General features: G+C 59.3%; 25 protein-coding genes and 1 other RNA gene. 10 read left to right on the top strand and 16 right to left on the bottom strand.

Going from position 1 to position 21,355, the window contains the following annotated elements; translation table 11 throughout:
• Positions 1–104 precede the first annotated feature (104 nt).
• From gcvH to ACI514_RS26805, 9 genes are all read right to left on the bottom strand, one after another.
• Positions 105–488, bottom strand: a complete 384-nt coding sequence (gcvH, locus tag ACI514_RS26845) for a glycine cleavage system protein GcvH (RefSeq protein WP_160059828.1) — start codon at positions 486–488, stop codon at positions 105–107.
• Positions 489–535: 47 nt separating this feature from the next.
• On the bottom strand, positions 536–1,618 hold the full coding sequence (gene gcvT / locus ACI514_RS26840) for a glycine cleavage system aminomethyltransferase GcvT (protein WP_038359018.1): 1,083 nt from the start codon (positions 1,616–1,618) through the stop codon (positions 536–538).
• A 156-nt stretch (positions 1,619–1,774) separates the two neighbouring features.
• Positions 1,775–3,391, bottom strand: coding sequence for an iron ABC transporter permease (locus tag ACI514_RS26835; RefSeq protein WP_160059829.1), 1,617 nt, complete (start codon positions 3,389–3,391; stop codon positions 1,775–1,777).
• 245 nt (positions 3,392–3,636) lie between these two features.
• The gene (locus tag ACI514_RS26830; protein WP_160059830.1) at positions 3,637–4,641 is read right to left on the bottom strand and encodes an extracellular solute-binding protein; all 1,005 of its coding nucleotides are present in this window, start codon (positions 4,639–4,641) and stop codon (positions 3,637–3,639) included.
• A gap of 220 nt (positions 4,642–4,861) precedes the next feature.
• Positions 4,862–6,079: a 2-octaprenyl-3-methyl-6-methoxy-1,4-benzoquinol hydroxylase gene (locus ACI514_RS26825; RefSeq protein ID WP_405124248.1), complete on the bottom strand. Its 1,218-nt coding sequence runs from the start codon at positions 6,077–6,079 to the stop codon at positions 4,862–4,864.
• A 9-nt stretch (positions 6,080–6,088) separates the two neighbouring features.
• Positions 6,089–6,574 carry a DUF4442 domain-containing protein gene (locus ACI514_RS26820; protein ID WP_160059831.1) on the bottom strand — a complete coding sequence of 162 codons (486 nt, stop codon included), beginning with the start codon at positions 6,572–6,574 and terminating at the stop codon, positions 6,089–6,091.
• The gene (ubiH, locus tag ACI514_RS26815) at positions 6,567–7,754 is read right to left on the bottom strand and encodes a 2-octaprenyl-6-methoxyphenyl hydroxylase (protein WP_160059832.1); all 1,188 of its coding nucleotides are present in this window, start codon (positions 7,752–7,754) and stop codon (positions 6,567–6,569) included. Before ubiH ends, ACI514_RS26820 begins: the two co-directional genes overlap by 8 nt.
• Positions 7,751–9,085 carry a Xaa-Pro aminopeptidase gene (pepP, locus tag ACI514_RS26810; protein WP_116028461.1) on the bottom strand — a complete coding sequence of 445 codons (1,335 nt, stop codon included), beginning with the start codon at positions 9,083–9,085 and terminating at the stop codon, positions 7,751–7,753. The genes ubiH and pepP overlap by 4 nt, the downstream gene beginning before the upstream one ends.
• A 27-nt stretch (positions 9,086–9,112) precedes the next feature.
• Complete coding sequence (locus ACI514_RS26805) at positions 9,113–9,673, bottom strand: YecA family protein (protein ID WP_160059833.1); 561 nt, start codon at positions 9,671–9,673, stop codon at positions 9,113–9,115.
• A gap of 125 nt (positions 9,674–9,798) precedes the next feature.
• On the opposite strand from ACI514_RS26805, the gene ACI514_RS26800 reads away from it, so the two are divergent.
• The 4 genes from ACI514_RS26800 (at position 9,799) to ACI514_RS26785 (ending at position 11,216) form a co-directional block, all read left to right on the top strand.
• The gene (locus tag ACI514_RS26800; protein WP_007911197.1) at positions 9,799–10,008 is read left to right on the top strand and encodes a TIGR02449 family protein; all 210 of its coding nucleotides are present in this window, start codon (positions 9,799–9,801) and stop codon (positions 10,006–10,008) included.
• Positions 10,005–10,322 (top strand): cell division protein ZapA, encoded by a 318-nt coding sequence (locus tag ACI514_RS26795; RefSeq protein ID WP_034151990.1) that lies wholly within the window; start codon positions 10,005–10,007, stop codon positions 10,320–10,322. Before ACI514_RS26800 ends, ACI514_RS26795 begins: the two co-directional genes overlap by 4 nt.
• 30 nt (positions 10,323–10,352) lie before the next feature.
• Positions 10,353–10,531, top strand: a non-coding RNA gene (gene ssrS / locus ACI514_RS26790) — 6S RNA.
• 79 nt (positions 10,532–10,610) lie between these two features.
• Positions 10,611–11,216, top strand: coding sequence for a 5-formyltetrahydrofolate cyclo-ligase (locus ACI514_RS26785; protein WP_160059834.1), 606 nt, complete (start codon positions 10,611–10,613; stop codon positions 11,214–11,216).
• Between the two features lie 36 nt (positions 11,217–11,252).
• On the opposite strand, the gene ACI514_RS26780 is transcribed toward ACI514_RS26785, so the two are convergent.
• Complete coding sequence (locus ACI514_RS26780; RefSeq protein WP_016985917.1) at positions 11,253–11,408, bottom strand: hypothetical protein; 156 nt, start codon at positions 11,406–11,408, stop codon at positions 11,253–11,255.
• Positions 11,409–11,606: 198 nt separating this feature from the next.
• On the opposite strand from ACI514_RS26780, the gene ACI514_RS26775 reads away from it, so the two are divergent.
• Positions 11,607–12,059 carry an EVE domain-containing protein gene (locus ACI514_RS26775; protein ID WP_160059835.1) on the top strand — a complete coding sequence of 151 codons (453 nt, stop codon included), beginning with the start codon at positions 11,607–11,609 and terminating at the stop codon, positions 12,057–12,059.
• A 141-nt stretch (positions 12,060–12,200) separates the two neighbouring features.
• On the opposite strand, the gene ACI514_RS26770 is transcribed toward ACI514_RS26775, so the two are convergent.
• The gene (locus ACI514_RS26770; protein WP_034151993.1) at positions 12,201–12,608 is read right to left on the bottom strand and encodes a flagellar basal body-associated protein FliL; all 408 of its coding nucleotides are present in this window, start codon (positions 12,606–12,608) and stop codon (positions 12,201–12,203) included.
• Positions 12,609–12,758: 150 nt separating this feature from the next.
• On the opposite strand from ACI514_RS26770, the gene ACI514_RS26765 reads away from it, so the two are divergent.
• The 4 genes from ACI514_RS26765 (at position 12,759) to ACI514_RS26750 (ending at position 14,966) form a co-directional block, all read left to right on the top strand.
• On the top strand, positions 12,759–13,736 hold the full coding sequence (locus ACI514_RS26765) for an NADPH:quinone oxidoreductase family protein (RefSeq protein WP_160059836.1): 978 nt from the start codon (positions 12,759–12,761) through the stop codon (positions 13,734–13,736).
• Positions 13,737–13,887: 151 nt separating this feature from the next.
• Complete coding sequence (locus ACI514_RS26760; protein WP_405122681.1) at positions 13,888–14,358, top strand: hypothetical protein; 471 nt, start codon at positions 13,888–13,890, stop codon at positions 14,356–14,358.
• Entirely contained in the window at positions 14,327–14,698 is a 372-nt protein-coding gene (locus ACI514_RS26755; protein WP_405122680.1) for an HNH endonuclease signature motif containing protein, read from the top strand. The genes ACI514_RS26760 and ACI514_RS26755 overlap by 32 nt, the downstream gene beginning before the upstream one ends.
• Before the next feature lie 37 nt (positions 14,699–14,735).
• Positions 14,736–14,966, top strand: a complete 231-nt coding sequence (locus tag ACI514_RS26750; RefSeq protein WP_405124247.1) for a bacteriocin immunity protein — start codon at positions 14,736–14,738, stop codon at positions 14,964–14,966.
• 42 nt (positions 14,967–15,008) lie between these two features.
• Here the strand turns inward: ACI514_RS26750 and ACI514_RS26745 are convergent, their stop codons facing one another.
• Positions 15,009–15,623, bottom strand: a complete 615-nt coding sequence (locus ACI514_RS26745; protein ID WP_405122679.1) for an energy transducer TonB — start codon at positions 15,621–15,623, stop codon at positions 15,009–15,011.
• Between the two features lie 186 nt (positions 15,624–15,809).
• Entirely contained in the window at positions 15,810–16,427 is a 618-nt protein-coding gene (locus tag ACI514_RS26740) for a flagellar basal body-associated protein FliL (RefSeq protein WP_405122678.1), read from the bottom strand.
• Between the two features lie 223 nt (positions 16,428–16,650).
• Here ACI514_RS26740 and glpT point away from each other — a divergent pair, with 223 nt between their 5' ends.
• A complete protein-coding gene (gene glpT / locus ACI514_RS26735; RefSeq protein WP_016985912.1) occupies positions 16,651–18,000 on the top strand; it encodes a glycerol-3-phosphate transporter in 1,350 nt (449 codons plus the stop codon).
• Here glpT and ACI514_RS26730 read toward each other — a convergent pair.
• The 3 genes from ACI514_RS26730 to ubiD all read right to left on the bottom strand — a co-directional run bounded on the left by ACI514_RS26730 (position 17,976) and on the right by ubiD (position 21,276).
• A complete protein-coding gene (locus ACI514_RS26730; RefSeq protein WP_160059841.1) occupies positions 17,976–18,644 on the bottom strand; it encodes a gamma-glutamylcyclotransferase in 669 nt (222 codons plus the stop codon). The two genes, glpT and ACI514_RS26730, sit on opposite strands and share 25 nt — an antisense overlap.
• A 197-nt stretch (positions 18,645–18,841) precedes the next feature.
• Positions 18,842–19,810, bottom strand: a complete 969-nt coding sequence (locus tag ACI514_RS26725) for a CDP-6-deoxy-delta-3,4-glucoseen reductase (protein ID WP_160059842.1) — start codon at positions 19,808–19,810, stop codon at positions 18,842–18,844.
• On the bottom strand, positions 19,810–21,276 hold the full coding sequence (gene ubiD / locus ACI514_RS26720; RefSeq protein ID WP_008081413.1) for a 4-hydroxy-3-polyprenylbenzoate decarboxylase: 1,467 nt from the start codon (positions 21,274–21,276) through the stop codon (positions 19,810–19,812). Before ubiD ends, ACI514_RS26725 begins: the two co-directional genes overlap by 1 nt.
• Positions 21,277–21,355 lie beyond the last annotated feature (79 nt).

The raw sequence follows: 21,355 nt of genomic DNA, 5'->3' as shown, positions 1-21,355 counted from the left end.
TGTTTCTGACAAACCGCATTCGCGAGCAGGCTCGCTCCCACAAGGGGAAATCATCGCCCACAAAAAAGCCCCGACGGGTCGGGGCTTTGGGTATTGCTTAGCGCTTACTCGCCAATGGCAGCCCTATAAGCGGCAGCATCCAGCAGCTTGTCCAGCTCGGCCTTGTCGCTTGGCTTGAGCTTGAAGATCCACGCACCGTAAGGGTCGGAGTTCAACAGCTCTGGCGAACCGCCCAGCTCTTCATTGATCGCGATGACTTCACCGCTGACCGGCGAATAGATGTCGGAAGCGGCTTTCACCGACTCGACCACACCGGCCTGATCTTGCGCAGCGAACACCTTGCCCAATTCGGTCAGCTCGACGAACACCACATCGCCCAGCGCTTCCTGCGCGTGATCGCTGATGCCCACGGTGACGGTTCCATCGGCTTCCAGACGTGCCCATTCGTGACTTTCGGCAAAACGCAGTTCGGCAGGGATATCGCTCATCTTCGGTGTCCTCGAGAAATTGTCAGCGGTCTGCCCGCCGGAAAAGGTTAGATCAAAGTTTTGCCATGGCGTACGAAGGTCGGTTTGACCACCCGTACCGGGTACCACTTGCCGCGGATTTCCACTTCGGCGCGGTCGGCGGTTGCCATCGGAACACGCGCCAGGGCAATCGATTTGCTCAGCGTAGGAGAGAAACTACCACTGGTGATCTCCCCTTCGCCAACATCGGCGATGCGAACCACCTGATGGGCACGCAAAACACCGCGCTCTTCCAGCACCAGACCGACCAGTTTGTGCGCAACACCAGCGGCTTTTTCCGCCTCCAGAGCGGCGCGGCCAATGAACTGGCGCGTGGCGGGTTCCCAGGCAATGCTCCAGGCCATGTTCGAAGCCAATGGCGAAACGTCCTGATGAATGTCCTGACCGTAGAGGTTCATACCGGCTTCGACACGCAGGGTGTCGCGGGCACCGAGGCCGATCGGGGAAATGCCGGCACCAACCAGATCGTTGAAAAAACCCGGCGCCTGACTGGCCGGCAGGCAGATTTCCAGGCCATCCTCACCGGTATAACCGGTACGGGCGATGAACCAGTCACCGTCGGTATAGCCTTCAAAGGGTTTGAGGTGCTGGATCAGCGTGGCGCGGGACTGGGTGACGAGTTCGGCAATCTTGTGCCGGGCCTGCGGGCCTTGAATGGCGAGCATCGCCAGTTCGGAGCGCTCGTGCAGTTGCACGTCGTACTTGCCGAGCTGCGCGTTCATCCAGGCCAGATCCTGATCGCGGGTAGAGGCGTTGAACACCAGGCGATAACAGTCATCGAGACGATAGACAATCATGTCATCGACGATGCCGCCACGCTCGTTGAGCATGGTGCTGTACAAGGCACGGCCGGGGCGGTGCAGGCGATCGACGTCATTGGCCAGCAAATGCTGCAGCCAGGCCTTGGCCTGGGGGCCGGTGACATCGATCACGGTCATGTGGGATACATCGAACACCCCGCAATCGCGGCGCACTTCGTGGTGCTCCTCGACCTGCGAGCCGTAATGCAGTGGCATGTCCCAACCGCCAAAATCGACCATCTTCGCGCCGAGGGCGAGATGCAGGTCATACAGAGGCGTACGCTGTCCCATGGGTTTCTCCTTCCGGGCGTGGCGAAGGTGCGGACAGTCGCTGCACAGCGTGAAAGCCTTGTAATAGAAGGCTTTCAGCCAATTTCAGCGAAAAGATCTGTCAGACGAACCGCACCGAATGCCGCGCATTGTAGCCGCATGATTCAGGACTCACTACTAAGTGTTTCGATGGGCGGAGCGGCGAATCAGGCCGATGACCGGTAACAATCCAACCAGAACCAGGGTCAGCGCCGGCAAAGAAGCCCGCGCCCATTCGCCTTCGCTGGTCATTTCAAAGATGCGTACAGCCAGCGTGTCCCAGCCAAACGGGCGCATCAGCAGGGTCGCGGGCATTTCCTTGAGCACATCGACGAACACCAGCAACGCCGCGCTCAGCGTGCCGGGCAGCAACAGCGGCAGATACACTTTGAAAAACAGTCGCGGCCCACTGACACCGAGGCTACGTGCCGCTTCGGGCAAAGACGGCCGTATACGCGCCAGACTGTTTTCCAGCGGGCCGTAGGCGACCGCGATAAAGCGCACCAGATACGCCGTCAACAATGCTGCGAGACTGCCGAGCAGCAACGGTTTGCCCGCGCCGCCGAGCCAACCGGAGAGCGGAATGACCAGTTCGCGATCCAGATAACTGAACGCGAGCATGATCGACACCGCCAGCACCGAACCCGGCAAGGCGTAACCGAGATTAGCCAGACCGACCCCGGAGTTGATCGCCGGTGTCGGCGCTAACCGGCGGGCGAAGGCCAGTAACAACGCAACGCTGACGGTGATCAGCGCCGCCATGCCACCTAAATAGAGGGTGTGCAGAATCAACCCGGCGTAGCGTTCATCAAGATCGAAACGCCCGCGCTGCCAGAACCAGACGATCAGTTGCAGCATCGGAATGACGAAGGCGCAGGCGAACACCAGGCCACACCAGCTCATCGCCGCGAAGGCCTTTAACCCTCGCAAGTGATACAGCGCCTTCACCCGTGGCCGCTCGTTGCTCGCCCGATTGGCGCCACGCGCACGACGCTCGCCATACAGCACCAGCATCACCACCAGCAGCAACAGACTCGCCAGTTGTGCCGCGCTCGGCAGGCTGAAAAAGCCGTACCAGGTCTTGTAGATGGCCGTGGTGAAGGTGTCGAAGTTGAACACCGACACTGCGCCGAAATCAGCGAGGGTTTCCATCAGCGCCAGCGCTACGCCGGCGCCAATCGCAGGACGCGCCATTGGCAGCGCCACTCGCCAGAAAGCTTGCCACGGCGACTGACCGAGTACTCGCGCGGCTTCCATCAGGCCTTTGCCCTGCGCGAGAAACGCGGTGCGCGCCAGCAGGTAAACGTAGGGATAGAAGACCAGCACCAGCACGATGATCACCCCGCCGGTGGAGCGCACGCGTGGCAGGCGCAGGCCTGTGCCGAACCATTCACGCAGCAGTGTTTGCACAGGACCGGCGAAGTCGAGCAGGCCGACGAAGACGAAGGCCAGTACGTACGCGGGGATGGCGAACGGCAGCATCAGCGCCCAGTCGAGCCAGCGTCGACCGGGGAATTCGCAGAGGCTGGTGAGCCAAGCCAGGCTGACACCGAGCAGGGTCACGCCGACACCAACGCCGACGACCAGCGTCAGAGTGTTACCGAGCAGGCGTGGCATCTGGGTTTCCCACAGGTGCGACCAGATTTGCTGATCGATGGTCTGCCAGGAGAGCAGCAGAACGCTCAGGGGCAACAGCACCAGCGCGGCGATAGCGAAGACGATGGGGTACCAGCGGCGTTGGGCGGGGTGGGCCACTTTTGGGTCTCTGGGGGATTGGGGTGTTCTTGGTTTGGGTGTTTCAGGTTGAGATTGTTGCCCTCACCCTAGCCCTCTCCCAGAGGGAGAGGGGACTGACCGAGGTGCTTATGCAAGCTACATCGACCTGAAACATCGAGTCGAACTCAGGATTTGAATCCAACTCAGATCGGCTCCCTCTCCCTCCGGGAGAGGGCTGGGGTGAGGGGCTGGATCTTGAAGCAGACAAATTTATCGAAAAAGCCTCAATTCCAACCCGCCCGATCCATCATCCGGATCGCCTCAGCCTGACGCTTGCCCGCCACTTCCACCGGCAAAGTATCGGCAATGAACTTGCCCCACGCCGCCACTTCTTCCGAAGGTGCCACCGCCGGGTTGGCCGGGAACTCTTGGTTCACGTCAGCAAAGATCTTCTGCGCCTCAGGCGTGGTCATCCACTCGACCAAAGCCTTGGCCGCTTCCGGGTGCGGCGCATGCTTGGTCAGGCCAATGCCCGACAGGTTCACGTGCACGCCACGATCGGCCTGGTTCGGCCAGAACAATTTCACCGGCAGCTCCGGCTTCTGCTTGTGCAGGCGACCGTAGTAGTAAGTGTTGACGATGCCGACGTCGCACTGACCGGCGTTGATCGCTTCGAGCACCGCAACGTCGTCAGAGAATACGTCAGTGGACAGGTTGTTCACCCAGCCCTTGAGGATCTTCTCGGTCTTCTCGGCACCATGGACTTCGATCATGGTCGCGGTCAGCGACTGGTTGTAGACCTTCTTCGCCGTACGCAGACACAGGCGCCCTTCCCAATTCTTGTCAGCCAGTGCTTCGTAGGTGGTCAGTTCGCCCGGTTTCACCCGTTCGGTGGAGTAGGCGATGGTCCGCGCACGCAGGCTCAGGCCAGTCCAGGCATGGCTGGACGAGCGATATTGCAGCGGGATGTTGGCGTCGATGGTTTTCGAAGTGAACGGCTGCAGGATGCCCATCTGCTCGGCTTGCCAGAGGTTGCCGGCATCGACGGTCAGCAGCAGGTCGGCGGTAGCATTTTCACCCTCGGCCTTGATGCGCTGCATCAGCGGCGCTTCCTTGTCGGTGATGAACTTGATCCTCACCCCGGTCTTGGCGGTGTAGGCATCGAAGACCGGTTTGATCAGTTCATCGATGCGCGACGAGTAAACCACCACCTCATCAGCGGCCTGGGCCGTGGTGCTACCGATCAGGGTCAGGGCCAGTGCGGTCAGAAGACGCTTGGGTGCCAACATGGGAGCGGTCTCTCGGTCGGGAAATGTGGGCCAAATGATAAGGACTCACATTTACCACCTCAATCGAACTCTTTTTGAAGGAGTTACCAGATGTTGCACAGGCTGAATGTTGCGGTGACTGGACTGACGCTTCGCGAGCAGGCTCGCGCCTACACTGGAATGCATTTCAACTGTGGGAGCGAGCCTGCTCGCGAAGAGGCCATCAGCCTCAATGGAGATGTCAGGGTTTGGCGAGGGCCGGAAGATCCCCGGTCAACCCGAGGGCTTCACGCACAAACAGCGCTTTCGCCTCCGGCATCTGCTCCACCAGCTTCAACCCGGCATTCCTTAACCAACGCACCGGCAACGGATCGGCCTGAAACAACCGCTCAAACCCTTCCATCGCCGCCATCAGCGCGAGGTTGTGTGGCATGCGCCGACGCTCGTAACGACTCAGCACTTTCACATCGGCCAAACGCTCACCGCGCTCCGCCGCCTGCAACAGCACTTCCGCCAGCACCGCCGCATCAAGGAAGCCCAGGTTCACACCCTGCCCCGCCAACGGGTGAATGGTGTGCGCCGCGTCGCCGATCAACGCCAGGCCTTCAGCCACATAACGCTTGGCATGGCGCTGACGCAGCGGCACGCACAGTCGCGGATCGGCACTGATCACTTCGCCGAGTCGCCCCTCAAAGGCGCGCTCCAACTCACGACAGAAATCCGCTTCATCCAGCGCCATCAATCGCTCGGCCTCACTCGGCGTGGTCGACCAGACGATCGAACACCAATCCTGCTGCCCGTCACGTTCCAGCGGCAGAAACGCCAACGGCCCGTGATCGGTAAAGCGCTGCCACGCGGTCATCTGGTGCGGTTTGCTGCTGCGCACGCTGGTAACGATGGCGTGATGCAGATAATCCCACTCACGCGTCGCCACACCGGTCAGACGTCGCACTGCCGAGTTGGCACCGTCAGCGGCAATCACCAACGGCGCACGTAACTGACGACCGTCAGCCAGCGTCAGCAGCCAGTCATCACCCGAGCGACGCATCTGTTCCAGCCGCGCATTGGCCAGCATGCCCAGATCACAATCGTGCAAGCGATCGAGCAAGGCATCCTGCACCACACGGTTTTCGACGATATGGCCAAGCACCTCGGCGTGCACACTGCTCGCCGAGAAATGGATCTGCCCGGTGCCGCTGCCGTCCCAGACATGCATGTCGGTGTACGAGCTGCTGCGGCGTTTGGCGATGCCTTCCCAGACGCCGAGGCGTTCAAGAATGCGCTGGCTGGCTGCCGACAAGGCACTCACTCGCGGTTCAAACGCGGCTTCGGCGTCGAAGGGTTTGACGCTCAGCGGGCTGCCGTCGAGCAGCAGGACTTCGAGTCCGCTGTCCTGCAACGCCAACGCCAAAGCGCTGCCGACCATTCCGGCTCCGACAATCAGCAGATCTGCGCGCATTTCCATGCTTTAAGCCTGTCTCGCTTGCGGCTTGAGCCGCACGTAAAGGGTTTTACCGACCCGCGCCACCAGATTGCCGGCGCCGTCATGAATGTCGACCTGCAACTGTGGCAGGTATTTCTCGCCATTGGCGGTTTGCCGGCGAATCTCGGCGAGCAGTGTCTCGTCGATGCTGAACCGGGCGAACACCGGGCCTTTGCCCGGCGCGATGAAATCGATGTCGGCTGCCTTGTCCCAAACGATGTAGCGCGAGCCAAGGTTCTCCATGAGCATCAGCATGAAAAACGGATCGACCATCGAATACAGGCTGCCGCCGAACTGGGTACCGACGTAATTGCGGTTGTACCAGCCGAGGCCCATCGACACCTGCACATCGCGAAAGTCATCGCTGATGTGCCGAACCCGCACACCGGCGCCGAGGTACGGCGGGTAGAACGTCATCACCCAGCGCATCAATCGCGCTTTGCCGAATTTAGCGGTCAGCCACTTAAGCATCCGGACGCGTTCCCAAGCCCATGGCCTGACGCGCAAACCAGCGCTTGGCCGGTGGCAGCAGATCGAGGCCGAGCAGGCCGATATTACGGCCCAGCGAAACCAGCGGCTGCGTACTGCCGAACAGGCGCGTGACCTGATCGGAGAAACCGACGGTGAGATCCTGATCGAGACGCTGACGCTCGCGATAAGCCTGCAATGTGGCGAAGTCGCCCAAAGGTTTGTCACTCGCCAGCAATGCAGCGGCCAAGGCATCGGCATCGCGCAGCGACAGGTTGAAACCCTGCCCGGCAATCGGGTGCAGGCTGTGCGCCGCGTTGCCGAGTACAGCCAGATGCGAGCGCACTTGTTCTTCGGCTTCGACCAACGTCAGCGGATAAAGATGTCGTGCGCCAACCTGTTTCAACGTGCCGAGGCGGTAACCGAACACGCCCTGCAATTCGCTGAGGAAATCGCGCTCGCTCAGATCGGCCAAGCGCTGCGCGTCCATGCCCAAACGGGTCCAGACCAGAGCGCAGCGGTTTTCCGGCAGTGGCAGCAGCGCCATCGGCCCTTCGTCAGTAAAGCGCTCGAAGGCCATGCCGTTGTGCGCTTCGCTCGGGGTGATGTTGGCGATCAGCGCGCTCTGGTTGTACGGACGCTGGCGCACGTTGATGCCCAACTGCTCGCGCAGACCGGAGCGACCGCCATCGGCGAGCACCGCGAGGTCGCACTCAAGGGTGGTTTCATCATTGAGGGTCAGGCGATAGCCATCGGGCAGCGGCTCCATGCGCGTGACTTCCGCCGGGCAACGCCAGCTGATCACGTCTTTGTCGACGTGCTGCCACAGGCATTGGCCGAGCCAGGCGTTTTCCACCACGTAACCCAGCGCCGGCACACCCTCTTCCATCGCCGACAAGCGCGCGGTGGAGAAACGACCACGGTCGGAGACGTGAATCTGTTTGATCGGCTCGGCGCGGCGGGAGATTTCCTGCCACACGCCCAAGCGTTGATAAATCTGCCGCGAACCGAAGGACAACGCCGACGAGCGTGCGTCGTAGCTCGGCTGCCAGCTGTCGCCGGGAGCGAACGGTTCGATCAGCACGATCTTCCAGCCACGCGCCTTGGCCCCGGCCTGCAAGGCCAACGCCAGACTGGCGCCGACCAGACCGCCACCGATGATTGCCAGATTGACTCGACTCATGCCGCGTGTGTCCTTGCTTGTGCCATCAGCGCTTCGATTTCTGCGACGGTTTTCGGTACGCCGCTGGTGAGGATTTCACAGCCCGTTTTGGTCACCACCACGTCGTCCTCGATGCGCACGCCAATGCCGCGCCATTTCTTCGCAACGTTCTGATTGTCCGGAGCGATGTAGATGCCCGGCTCCACGGTCAGCGCCATGCCGACTTCCAGCACGCGCCATTCGCCGCCGACCTTGTACTCGCCGACGTCATGCACATCCATACCCAGCCAGTGGCCAGCGCGGTGCATGTAAAACGCTTTATAGGCTTCGCTGGCGATCAATTCGTCGACCTCGCCTTGCAGCAAACCGAGTTTCACCAACCCTGTGGTGATCACCCGAACCGTGGCTTCGTGCGCCTGATTCCAATGTTTGTTCGGGGCGATTTCGGCGAATGCGGCTTCCTGCGAGGCCAATACCAATTCGTAGATCGCTTTCTGCTCGGGCGAAAACTTGCCGTTGACCGGCCAGGTACGAGTGATGTCACTGGCGTAGCAATCGATCTCGCAGCCAGCGTCGATCAGCACCAGATCACCGTCCTTGAGCAGCGCATCATTCTGCTGGTAATGCAGGATGCAGCTGTTGCGCCCGGCGGCGACGATCGAACCGTAAGCCGGCATTTTCGCTCCGCCCTTGCGGAATTCGTAATCGAGCTCGGCTTCGAGGCTGTACTCGTAAAGCCCGGCCCGACTGGCCTGCATCGCGCGGATATGCGCCTGCGCCGAGATCCGTGCGGCTTCGCGCATCACCTTCACTTCTGCCGCCGATTTATACAGGCGCATGTCGTGCAGCAGATGATCCAGGGCAACGAATTCGTTCGGCGGCTGGGCGCCGAGGTGCGCCTTGGAGCGGATGACGTTGATCCAGTCCATCAGGTGGCGATCGAATTCAGGGTTGCTGCCCATCGCTGAATACACCCGGTCACGGCCTTCGATCAGGCCGGGGAGGATGTCGTCGATGTCGGTGATCGGGAAAGCGTCGTCGGCACCGAAGTCGCGGATCGCGCCCTCTTGCCCGGCGCGCAAGCCGTCCCACAGTTCGCGTTCGGCGTTGCGCTCACGGCAGAACAGCACGTACTCGCCATGCTCGCGGCCGGGCATCAAGACGATGACGGCTTGCGGCTCGGGAAAGCCACTGAGGTACTGGAAGTCGCTGTCCTGGCGGTAGACGTGCTCGACGTCGCGGTTGCGAATCGCCACCGCGGCGGCGGGCAAAATCGCAATGCTGTTGGGCTCCATCTGCGCCATCAGGGCCTTGCGGCGACGGCTGTATTCCGCTTTCGGGATATGGGTCATGGGCAGATGGCGTTCCCTGGCACGCGATTAATGCAGCGACGGCTTGGCGGCTGGCGTCACGTCGGCTTTCTTGGTTTCCGAGAACAGCAGCAGCGGCGCAACGCGCAGGTATTCCATGACTTCCATGTAGTCGGTTTCGCCGTCTTCGGATTCTTCCAGGGCGTCTTGCACTTGGGAAATGGCAGCCAGATCCTGCAGCACCTCGGTGGCCTCAGTGCTGAGCATGCTGCTGTCGCGGCAGTTCAGGCCAAACCCGCTGAGGAAGCCCTGGCACCACTCGCCCAGTGCAGCGGCGCGGTCGGCCAGCGGTGCGTCATCGGTCGGCAGCAGCAGAACGACAGTGACGTCGTCGCCGGTCAGCTCGCCTTTGACCATCTCTTGCAGGCCGATCAGGGCGTTGCGGACGTTGTCCTGGATGTCGCCTTCGAGCAGTTCGGCGGCGTCGATCAGCCAGCCTTCGTTATCGAAGCCGGCACCGGCGCAACTGCGCCCGAGCAGCACGCCGTGCAGTTCGGCAGGCGAGACGTTATGGCCGCTGGCAGTCAGCAGGGTGGCAAAGGCTTGGTACGGGGAATTCGCAATGGTCATGGGCAGCTAGGCGCCAGACGGCGCTATGTCTAGAATGAAGGCCTTGTATCCTACATCGACAGACTCGCCAAGACTATTAAAGGCTGTCCGCCAGCTACCACCCATCAGACGAACACGTGGACACAATGGAAGACACCGACCTGCAAGCGCTGATGGCCAGACTCGAACTGCTGATTGGCCGAGTCGAGCAACTAAAGAGTCAAAATGCACTCTTACTAGCTCAGGAAAAGACCTGGCGCGAGGAACGCGCTCACCTCATTGAAAAAAACGAAATCGCCCGGCGTAAAGTCGAATCGATGATTTCGCGCCTCAAGGCCTTGGAGCAAGACTCATGAGTTCAAGCAATAGCGTTACCGTGCAGATCCTCGACAAAGAGTATTCGATCATCTGCCCGCAGGAAGAACGCAGCAATCTGGTCAGCGCCGCGCGCTACCTGGATGGCAAGATGCGCGAAATCCGCAGCAGCGGCAAAGTCATCGGTGCCGATCGCATTGCTGTGATGGCCGCGCTGAACATCACCCATGACCTCTTGCACAAAGAAGAGCGCCCGGATATCCAGGCCAGCGGTTCGACCCGTGAACAGGTGCGTGACTTGCTCGATCGTGTCGATCTGGTGCTGGCCGACGATCAGAACACCACCAAGGGCTGATTCGACTGGCTGCTTGCGGTATACTCGCGGCACTCCCTGGGGTGCTTGCCAGTTGACGATGTCCCTGAGCCGATTCGCACTACCCTGGAAGTTGCACGTTGGGCTGGTGTGCATGTCCGCTAGACGGAAAGCCTTAAAGTCTACTGCATCTTCCACCTTGAACTTTCGGGTTCAAGGGCTAAGTTGACAGCGGTTCATCCGGGGAGCCTGATTCGAATCCGATGTCGGTGAAAACCGCCATCGGATTTTTTATGCGTACGTTTTCGTCCAACCTGCCGAAGCCGAACCATGACCGAACCCGCGCTGCTGCCCCGCCCGCAACTCCGCCGCCTGCTGCGCAAGGCGCGCCGTTCGCTGAGCAAAAGCGAACAACGCGAGGCCGCCAAAGGCCTGTACCGGCAATTGGCGCAAGACCCGCACTTTCGCCGGGCCAAACACATCTCTCTGTATCTGCCCACCGACGGTGAAATCGATCCGCGCCTGCTGCTGCGTGAGGCTCAACGTCGGGGCAAAGCTACCTATCTGCCGGTACTCAGCGCCTGGCCGCGGACCAAAATGGTTTTCCAGCGCATTCGCCCGGGAGAAAAACTAAAACCCAATCGCTTCCGCATTCTCGAACCGCAAGCCAATCTGGCTCGGCAACGCAAGGTCTGGGCGCTGGATCTGGTGTTATTGCCGTTGGTCGGGTTTGACGATGTCGGCGGACGCCTGGGGATGGGCGGCGGTTTCTATGATCGCAGTCTGGCCTATCTGGCCCGCCGTAAAAACTGGCGCAAGCCGACGTTGCTGGGGCTGGCCCATGAGTGTCAGAAGGTCGAGCGATTGGCGCAGGCGAGCTGGGATGTACCGTTACAAGGCACGGTCAGCGACAAGGCGTGGTATTTCGCAGGATAGGACGCCGCGCAGATCAGCGGCGTCGGGAAAGCAGTTTCAGCGTTTGAAGGCTGTCGACTGTTGTACTTGCTGTGCAACTTCTATCGGCGCATCGGCCTTGTTCGACCACAGGCTCTGCGCGTAACCGGTGGTCACGACACCCAGGCCAAACAAAATTACCAAAGTCCATAGTAAATCCGGTTTGCGTTTCATCGATTGCCCCCCTCAAGGCACATCATCACGATGACAGCAGCGGTTTCCGTTTGTAGGCCGTGCAGCAGCGTCAAGCTTTAAAGGCCGGCATTTTGCGACAACGTGAACCTGCGCGCAAACGCTGACGTCAACCGACTGTCGGTTTGTCATAAAATTGCCCGACAACCTGCCCAATGACCGTTTCAGGAGCAAAAAACCATGGCCTATTGGCTGATGAAGTCCGAGCCCGACGAACTCTCGATCAAAGGTCTGGAAAAACTCGGCAAGGCACGCTGGGACGGGGTTCGAAACTATCAGGCGCGTAACTTTCTGCGCGCGATGGCGGTGGGCGACGAGTTCTTTTTCTACCATTCCAGCTGCCCGGAGCCGGGGATTGCCGGGATTGGCAAGATAATCAAGGCGGCGTACCCGGACCCCACCGCACTGGAGCCGGAGAGTCATTACTTCGACCCGAAGGCGACGCCGGAGAAGAATGCCTGGAGTGCGATTGACGTTGAACACGTCGAGACGTTTGCGCGGGTGTTGAAGCTGGATTATCTGAAGCAGCAGACGGCACTGGCGGAGATGCCGTTGGTGCAGAAGGGCTCACGATTGTCGGTGATGCCGGTGACGGCGGAGCAATGGGCTGCAGTGATGGCGTTGAAACCTTGAATCATCCTTCGCCTTAGAGATTGCCTTCGCGAGCAAGCTCGCTCCCACAGTGGATTTGTGATGATGCACATTTTTGCATCCACCGAAGAACCTGTGGGAGCGAGCCTGCTCGCGAAGAGGCTCGCCCGGACAGCAGAAGTCTTACTGAATGATCAGGTTGTTGAACAACAGGTCCTCAACCACCGGCTTGCCGGTCTCGTCATTCATCACTTGCTGAGTCTGCTTCAACGCTTCCTGACGCAGCTTCTCTTTACCTTCGATGCTGCCCATCGCCTCGGTGGTCTGCTGCGTAAACAGCGCCACCAGTTGATTGCGGATCAACGGTTCGTTGGCCTTGACCAGTTTCGCCGACTCTTCGCCCGTCACACGCAGCGCCACGTCAGCCTTGTAGACCTTGAGCTTCGGTGTGCCATCCAGCCCGTAGTTACCCACAAACGGCGGGCTCAGGGTGATGTAGCTTACCTTCGGCGCCTCGCCTTCTTTGGCTTCTTCGGCCAGCGCTGCCACAGGCAGAGACAGGGCCAGCAACAACATGATCCACGCTTTCACAATTCGCTCCTTATCCGGTTTGCGGCCTAGCATAACGACCCGCCGCGCAAGCACAAGCTTATGGCTGACTATCAGGGCCGGGTATGCTCGTTGACCCGTTGACTGACACACCTACACTTATCGGCCATCACTCCCAAAGGAATAGCCCTGATGAAAGCCGTGCTGTGCAAAGCCTTCGGCCCTGCCGAATCGCTGGCGCTGGAAGAGGTCGCCAGCCCCGCCCCGAAGAAGAATGAAATCCTGCTGGACGTGCACGCCGCCGGGGTCAACTTCCCGGACACGCTGATCATCGAGGGCAAGTACCAGTTCAAGCCACCCTTCCCGTTCTCGCCGGGTGGCGAAGCGGCAGGCGTGGTTCGCGAAGTCGGCGAAAAAGTCAGCCACCTCAAGGTCGGTGACCGGGTCATGGCCCTGACCGGTTGGGGCAGTTTCGCCGAACAGGTCGCGGTGCCGGGCTATAACGTGCTGCCGATTCCGCCATCGATGGATTTCAACATCGCCGCGGCCTTCAGCATGACCTACGGCACTTCGATGCACGCGCTCAAGCAGCGCGCCAACCTGCAACCGGGCGAAACCCTGCTGGTGCTCGGTGCCTCCGGCGGTGTCGGCCTGGCTGCCGTGGAAATCGGCAAAGCCATGGGCGCCCGGGTGATTGCTGCCGCCAGCAGTGCCGAGAAACTCGCGGTGGCCAAAGCTGCCGGCGCTGATGAGCTGATCAATTACAGCGAAACCAGCCTCAAGGATGAAATCAAACGCCTTACCGACGGCCAAGGCGCCGATGTGATCTACGACCCAGTCGGCGGCGATCTGTTCGATCAAGCTATCCGCGCCATCGCCTGGAATGGTCGCCTGCTGGTGGTGGGCTTCGCCAGCGGGCGCATTCCGGAACTGCCGGTAAACCTCGCCCTGCTCAAAGGCGCGGCAGTGCTCGGCGTGTTCTGGGGCTCCTTCGCCCAGCGCCAGCCGCAGGATAACGCGGCGAACTTTCAGCAGTTGTTCGGCTGGTTCGCCGAGGGCAAGTTGAAACCGCTGGTGTCGCAGGTGTACCCGTTGAGCAATGCGGCGCAGGCGATCAATGACCTTGGCCAGCGCAAGGCGGTGGGCAAGGTGGTGGTGCAGGTGCGCTGAAGGACTCTCACCAGTAAGGCCGGGTTTATCCGGCCGTTTTTTTTAAAACTTTCGTTACCACTAATAACTAATAACCGGTAGTAACTATATACCGCAGTCGTTACAGCAGATCACAGTAGTTTGATCACATACAGACACAAGGAGTAACTGTATGAGTGATCAAAACTGGCAACCGGGCCAGCCCTTACCTTTAGGCCTAACAGAAATCAACCCTTACAAAACGCCAACTTACTCACCGAATGCGGGCGGGGGATACGACCGCACTGGGCGAACGAGAAATAGAAGCCGAACCGGCTCAGACTTATTCAGCCAGTTATCTCACCAAGACATCGCCGACATCAATGAAGCCATCATCATTTCGCAAACGATTCAAAAAATCGAAGCCAGCAAGGCAACTATCGCTAATGATCACCAGATAAAATCCAGTCAGCTTGCTGCCACTCTTCAATCCGAGATCATTACAATCACTGCTAACTTGGGTGGTGTGCACGGCATTACGCCTGTCGAAGCACTTACCCGCCAACAAACAGCATTAACCTACTTGATACATAAAAAAACCCTTGAGCAAAACAATAACCAGGCAAGAGCAAATGCAGGTGGTTGGCAACAATTGGTTGGGTAGCGCGGCACAAGCAAGTGGCTCGCCGGTTCCTGCACAGATTGCCGATCAGTTGCGTGGTCAGGAGTTCAGGAATTTTGATAGATTCAGGGAAAGCTTCTGGAAAGCGGTTGCAGCGGATGGGTCACTAAGGCGACAGTTCGGTAAAGTTGATTTGGAGCAAATGGCCAACGGCGCAGCACCTTATGCGGAGCCTTTGGACACCGTCGGCGGCAGAGAAAAAATTGAAATACACCACAAGCACCGAATTGCTGATGGCGGAGAAGTATACGGTCTGGAAAACCTAAGCATCCTAACTCCAAAAGCGCACGTAGAATTGCATAAAAAAGGTAATCCACAATGAATTTCAAAGATAAGTTAGAGGATTACACAGAGTTAGAATTCTTAACTTTTTAAGAGGCTTCTTCGAGAATGACAGCGGTCTTTCGGGCGATGCCTATAGTGAGTATTCCTCCAGGCGGATGCGGCATTTTGAAAAAGTAACAAAACATCCAAGGAAACGGCTGGTTTTAACTCGTCCAATAGGACGCGAAGATAGCCCAGAAGGAGCGCTCGAAGAAATCAAAGAATGGCGCCTAGCAAACGGCAAACCTGGCTTTAAACCAGAGTAATAAAAAATAGCGCCACACTCTGTGGCGCTGTCTAGCTAAGAATCAAAGCAACTCAGGAATTTCCACAGGCAGCAGACTCACAAATTTGCGCGTTGGACTCTCTCGACAACTCCTCACAATCATCGAAACTCGCTTGTTCATCTTCGCAATCATCGCCAGACGCTGTTCATCCGGCAGCTGAGTCTTGTGGAAGACGTTCGTAAGATAGGCTCGGGTTTGTACGAACGCCGCCGAATCGATCCATGAATACTCAGCAATATTCGCCAGATTCTCGTTAACCGAACGGCATCGCAAAACTTTCAGTTGCTGATTGACATGAATGGGCTGATCCAGATCGAGCCGAAAGACCATCGGCGCGACGACTTCCTGCTTTTCGGGTTTGTCCTCCTCAACGGCCCAAGGCTTGAAACGCCACTGCGCCAGCGCAACTCTGACCGCTTCAGCCAGATCGGGGTGGTCACTTTTCAGAATGCTGATTTCGCTGACAGAGCCGTCCGCCCTGACGACGAAACGGGCTTTCACCTCTCCCGTAACCCCCGCCCGGAACAATGCCAATGGATAAATGGGTCGTGGGTTGTCTTCGGGAATCAACAGCGCTCCCGCCGCTTGCACCACACCGCTGACCGACAACAAAAACAACGCCACAATCCACCGCATGCCCCCCCCCTAGCGCTCGAATGCCAATCCCGGCAACAGCACAAAGGTTACGGAGCAATGACGCTTAACTGAATGGCGCAACTTCTGCGTTGGGTGCAGGACATTTCCCAACGCACGACGGTAAATCGGGCGATCACGCCACGCGAATGCTCAAAGGTAACTTTTCTGACGGATCCTCTTACCGCTTCAGCCTGCAACATCGCCGGGCATCAGTTGTTCCTGAACCTTCTCGCTTCGCGACTGGATCAAATGCCCCTTGTCATCGAAGCGCAGAACAACCAGCCAGTCGTAAACATCCACCGGCCATTTCGGTTGGCCGATCAGCATCGGGCCATCACCGCCGAAGGCGGCAATCAGTTTGTTGATATGGCTGTGGTGCCAGGCAATCAGCACGGTTTTCGCCTGATTGCTCTTGCGCAGAGAGCTGACCAGTTTGTCGACGTCGTTATTGGCAAACGGCTGTTCAATCGGCAGTTGCAGGCGCTGCGACAGCGGAATCAGGGTCTGCCGGGGGCGGATGCTTTGCGCGCTGTCAGCGGTCGCGATCAGACGGTGGGGCGTGAGTATCTGGTCGTCCAGCTGCAGCGAGGTGAAATAGTCGGCGTAGGCAGCGGCGCGCTGTTCGCCCCGGGCATTGAGTTCACGACCCACCTCAGGCTTTTCCGCATGGCGAATGATCAGCACAGTGACATTGCGTAAACCTGGCGCCGCAGAATCCTGCGCATAACTCAGCGCCAGCACTGCAACAGTGAGCGCTACCGCAACCAGCAATCTGGGCAGCAACATGCGAACTTTCACGGCCATCATTTTTCTCTGCGATCAGTCGGTCGATTGATCGCGAGTCTAAGTCACAACGTCTCGACCGCCACAAAAACGCCCTGTTCTTACAGCTGAGCGACAGGTTCGTAAAAGAACATGCGACTTCCAACATTTTCCGCTATTTGCTCGATGCGAACCGGTGCTATTTTCGGTAACGAAACTGTAACATTCGCATCCGCAGTCAAAACAAGAAATCTGGAGCTCTTGAATGTTTGCTTTCTTTCGTCCTGCCGCACATCAGGCTCCATTGCCTGAAGAAAAAATAGACAGCACGTACCGACGCCTGCGCTGGCAGATCTTCGCCGGTATTTTCTTCGGCTACGCGGGTTATTACCTGCTGCGCAAAAACTTCTCGCTCGCCATGCCGTACCTGATCGACGAAGGCTACAGCCGCGGCGACCTGGGTCTGGCGATGTCGGCGATCGCCATTGCTTATGGCTTGTCGAAATTCCTCATGGGCCTGGTGTCCGACCGTTCCAACCCGCGTTACTTCCTGCCATTCGGCCTACTGGTCTCGGCCGGGGTGATGTTCATTTTCGGTTTCGCGCCTTGGGCAACGTCCAGCGTGACCATGATGTTCATCCTGCTGTTCATCAACGGTTGGGCCCAAGGCATGGGCTGGCCGCCAAGTGGCCGAACCATGGTGCACTGGTGGTCGCAGAAGGAACGCGGCGGCGTGGTGTCCGTGTGGAACGTGGCGCATAACGTCGGCGGCGGCCTGATCGGCCCGTTGTTCCTGCTCGGCATGGGCCTGTTCAACGACTGGCACGCGGCATTCTACGTACCGGCAGCGGTAGCGCTGGGCGTGGCGGTATTTGCCTTCATCACCATGCGCGACACTCCGCAATCGGTCGGCCTGCCGCCAATCGAGAAGTACAAGAACGACTATCCGGAAGGCTACGACGCCAGCCACGAAGACGAATTCAGCGCCAAAGAGATCTTCGTCAAATACGTGCTGCGCAACAAAATGCTCTGGTACATCGCCATGGCCAACGTGTTTGTTTATCTGCTGCGCTACGGTGTGCTGGATTGGGCGCCGACCTATCTCAAGGAAGCCAAGGGTTTCACCGTGGATAAAACCTCGTGGGCCTATTTCTTCTACGAGTGGGCGGGTATTCCGGGCACGCTGCTGTGCGGCTGGATGTCGGACAAGATCTTCCGTGGCAACCGTGGCCTGACCGGCATGGTGTTCATGGCACTGGTGACTGTGGCGACGCTGGTTTACTGGCTGAACCCGGCCGGCAACCCGACCGTCGACATGATCGCGCTGTTCTCGATCGGCTTCCTGATCTACGGCCCGGTGATGCTGATCGGCCTGCAGGCACTGGAGCTGGCACCGAAGAAAGCCGCTGGCACTGCGGCGGGCTTCACTGGTCTGTTCGGTTATCTGGGCGGTTCGGTCGCGGCCAGTGCCGCGATGGGCTACACCGTTGACCATTTCGGCTGGGACGGTGGTTTCGTGCTGCTGGTGGGTGCTTGCCTGCTGGCGATGGCCTTCCTGGCCCCGACGCTATGGCACAAGCAAGTCGCCAGTCAGAGTCGCGAAGCCGTCGCCTGATCGGACTGTGATTGACAGCGCTTGAGCCGCGCCTCCAGATTGCGGTCTGGCATGGCGTGGCTGCGCAGGGCGTGGGCGGTCTGCTCGACATAATCGCGAGTGGTGCCGTAACGCCCGCTGGCGCTTTCGAACACCTGGCTCAGCACGTGATCCGGCAAGTTGCCGGCATAGCTGGGCAGGTGTCGCTCCAATACAAATCCCAAGGCCTGCACCTGGCTACCGTCGGCAAGACGGCAGTTGAGCCAGTGTGGCCGATAGGATGGCACCGGCATCTCGCGTTTCCATAGCGCATACAGCGCCGCATCCAGATTGTCTTCCGGCAAGCGATAGGCAAAGCCGCTGCACGAACCGCCGCGATCCAGACCAAATACCAGACCGGGCATTTCCGGCGTACCGCGGTGCTCGTGCGACCACAGATACAAACCGCGATGGTAGCCATGTACGCGCCCGCGAACCCGCTCCACCGCCGAGCATTCCGGCCGCCAGATCAGCGAACCGTAAGCGAACAGCCACACCGGCCCGCCCTTGTGGCGCGCCATGGTCGATTGCATGGAAGCGAGAAGTTGTTCGTGCGTCAGCTGCGGCCCAAGATCGAGCCGCGGAGGGTAATTCAGATTCAGAAAAGCGTTTTCAATGGCGCTCATGGCGAATAGCGTTCAGCTCCCCGCGGGTGAAGAATTACTTAATAGAACGCACCGCTGTAACAATAAGGCACATATGTTTTAAGGCAATTTGAGTGCCATGGCACAGTTCTTAATCGATTGCCTGATTGATATATAACCTAGCGGTATTTATGCAATTAGATAAATACCGATCGGCTATATAGAGAGTTATAACGGATTCAGGAGCGAGGGGCGTAAGCGAACACGTCTGCGCGCATTTGATGAGCGTCCATCCCCGCTTCAACCAACGCGTCCAGCGTGCCGTAGACCATGGCTGGCGAGCCACTGGCGTAGACGTGCAAAGGTTTCAGGTCGGGAAAGTCTTCACAGACCGCCTCATGCAGCATGCCGCAGCGCCCTTCCCAACCGCATTGATCGCTGACGACTTTGTGCAGGAACAGGTTGGGCAATTTCAGCCATTCGTCCCAATGTTCGATCTGATAGAAATCTTCCGGACGGCGCACGCCCCAGTACAGATGCACCGGATGTTTGAAGCCGTTGGCGCGGCAATGCTCGATCAGCGCGTGAATCTGGCCCATGCCGGTACCGGCGGCGACCAGCACCAGCGGCCCGTCGGGCAATTCAGCCAGATGCGTATCACCGAACGGCAGCTCGACGCGCACCATAGCGTTGCGTTGCAGCTGTTCGATCAGGCTCAATGCACTGGCTTCGCGCGCCAGCACATGGATTTCCAGATCACGTCCGCCGTGCGGCGCCGAGGCCATGGAGAATGCTGATTTCTCACCGTTCTCGCGCTCGATCATCAAATACTGCCCGGCGTGATAGCGCGGTGGCTTGCCGGCCGGCGCGCGCAAACGCACACGCCAGGTGTCACCACCCACGTCGCGGCACTCGATGACCTGACACGACAGGCTGCGCACCGGCAGTTCTCCCGGCGCGAGCACGCCATCCCACAGCAGGATGCAGTCTTCCAGCGGCTCGGCTATGCAAGTGTAGAACTCGCCGTGGTCGTGGACCTTGCCCTCCTGGGCGACGCGGCCTTCAACCAGCAACGCCGCACACACATGACAATTACCGTTGCGGCAGCTTTGCGGGCATTCGTAGCCCAGACGCCGCGCGCCGTCGAGAATCCGCTCACCGGGCTGTATCTCAAGCACTGCTCCGGAGGGCTGCAGGGTTACACGCATCAATCTATTCCTAACTGATTCCAGATGGCATCGATCCGTTGGGTGACGGCGTCGTCCTTGACGATCACGCGGCCCCACTCGCGAGTGGTTTCGCCCGGCCACTTGTGGGTGGCATCGAGGCCCATTTTCGAACCCAGGCCGGAGATCGGCGAGGCGAAGTCGAGGTAGTCGATCGGCGTGTTATCGATCATCACCGTGTCGCGCTTGGGGTCCATGCGCGTGGTGATGGCCCAGATCACGTCGTTCCAGTCGCGGGCGTTGATATCGTCGTCGGTAACGATAACGAACTTGGTGTACATGAACTGTCGCAAAAACGACCATACACCGAGCATCACGCGCTTGGCATGCCCCGGATACGACTTCTTCATGGTCACGATGGCCATGCGATAAGAGCAGCCTTCGGGCGGCAGGTAGAAGTCGGTGATTTCCGGGAACTGCTTCTGCAGGATCGGCACAAACACTTCGTTCAGCGCCACGCCAAGGATCGCCGGCTCATCAGGCGGACGGCCGGTGTAGGTGCTGTGGTAGATCGGTTTGATCCGGTGGGTGATGCGCTCGACGGTGAACACAGGGAAGCTGTCGACTTCGTTGTAGTAACCGGTGTGATCGCCGTACGGGCCTTCATCGGCCATTTCGCCCGGATGGATCACGCCTTCGAGGATGATCTCGGCAGTGGCCGGCACTTGCAGGTCGTTACCACGGCACTTGACCAGCTCGGTGCGATTGCCGCGCAAGAGCCCTGCGAAAGCGTATTCGGACAGGCTGTCCGGTACTGGCGTCACCGCGCCGAGGATGGTCGCCGGGTCCGCGCCCAATGCAACGGACACCGGGAACGGCTGGCCCGGATGCTTCTCGCACCACTCGCGGAAGTCGAGAGCGCCGCCACGATGGCTGAGCCAGCGCATGATCACCTTGTTGCGGCCGATCACTTGCTGACGGTAGATACCGAGGTTCTGGCGTTCCTTGTTCGGGCCTTTGGTGACGGTCAGGCCCCAGGTGATCAGCGGGCCGACGTCGCCGGGCCAGCAGGTCTGCACCGGCAGCATCGCCAGATCGACATCGTCGCCTTCGATGACCACTTCCTGGCACACCGCGTCTTTGACGACTTTCGGCGCCATCGAGATGATCTTGCGGAAGATCGGCAGCTTCGACCACGCGTCCTTCAAGCCCTTCGGCGGCTCGGGTTCCTTGAGGAAGGCCAGCAGTTTGCCGATTTCGCGCAGCTCGCTGACCGACTCGGCGCCCATGCCCATGGCCACCCGCTCTGGGGTGCCGAACAGGTTGCCGAGTACCGGGATGTCGTAGCCGGTGGGCTTTTCGAACAGCAACGCCGGGCCCTTGGCCCGCAGCGTGCGGTCGCACACCTCGGTCATTTCCAGCACCGGCGAGACGGGAATCTGGATGCGTTTCAACTCTCCGCGCTGCTCAAGCTGCTGCACGAAATCCCGAAGATCCTTGAATTTCATTGACGATGGCACCCTCAAAATAGGCGTACATCCTACCTGCTCTGACGGGCAAACAGCAGCCCGTCAGAGCCTGGCATCA

The organism is Pseudomonas sp. M20, assembly GCF_045037865.1.
Classification (GTDB): Bacteria; Pseudomonadota; Gammaproteobacteria; order Pseudomonadales; family Pseudomonadaceae; genus Aquipseudomonas.
This window is presented reverse-complemented; position numbering and strand designations above follow the sequence as displayed.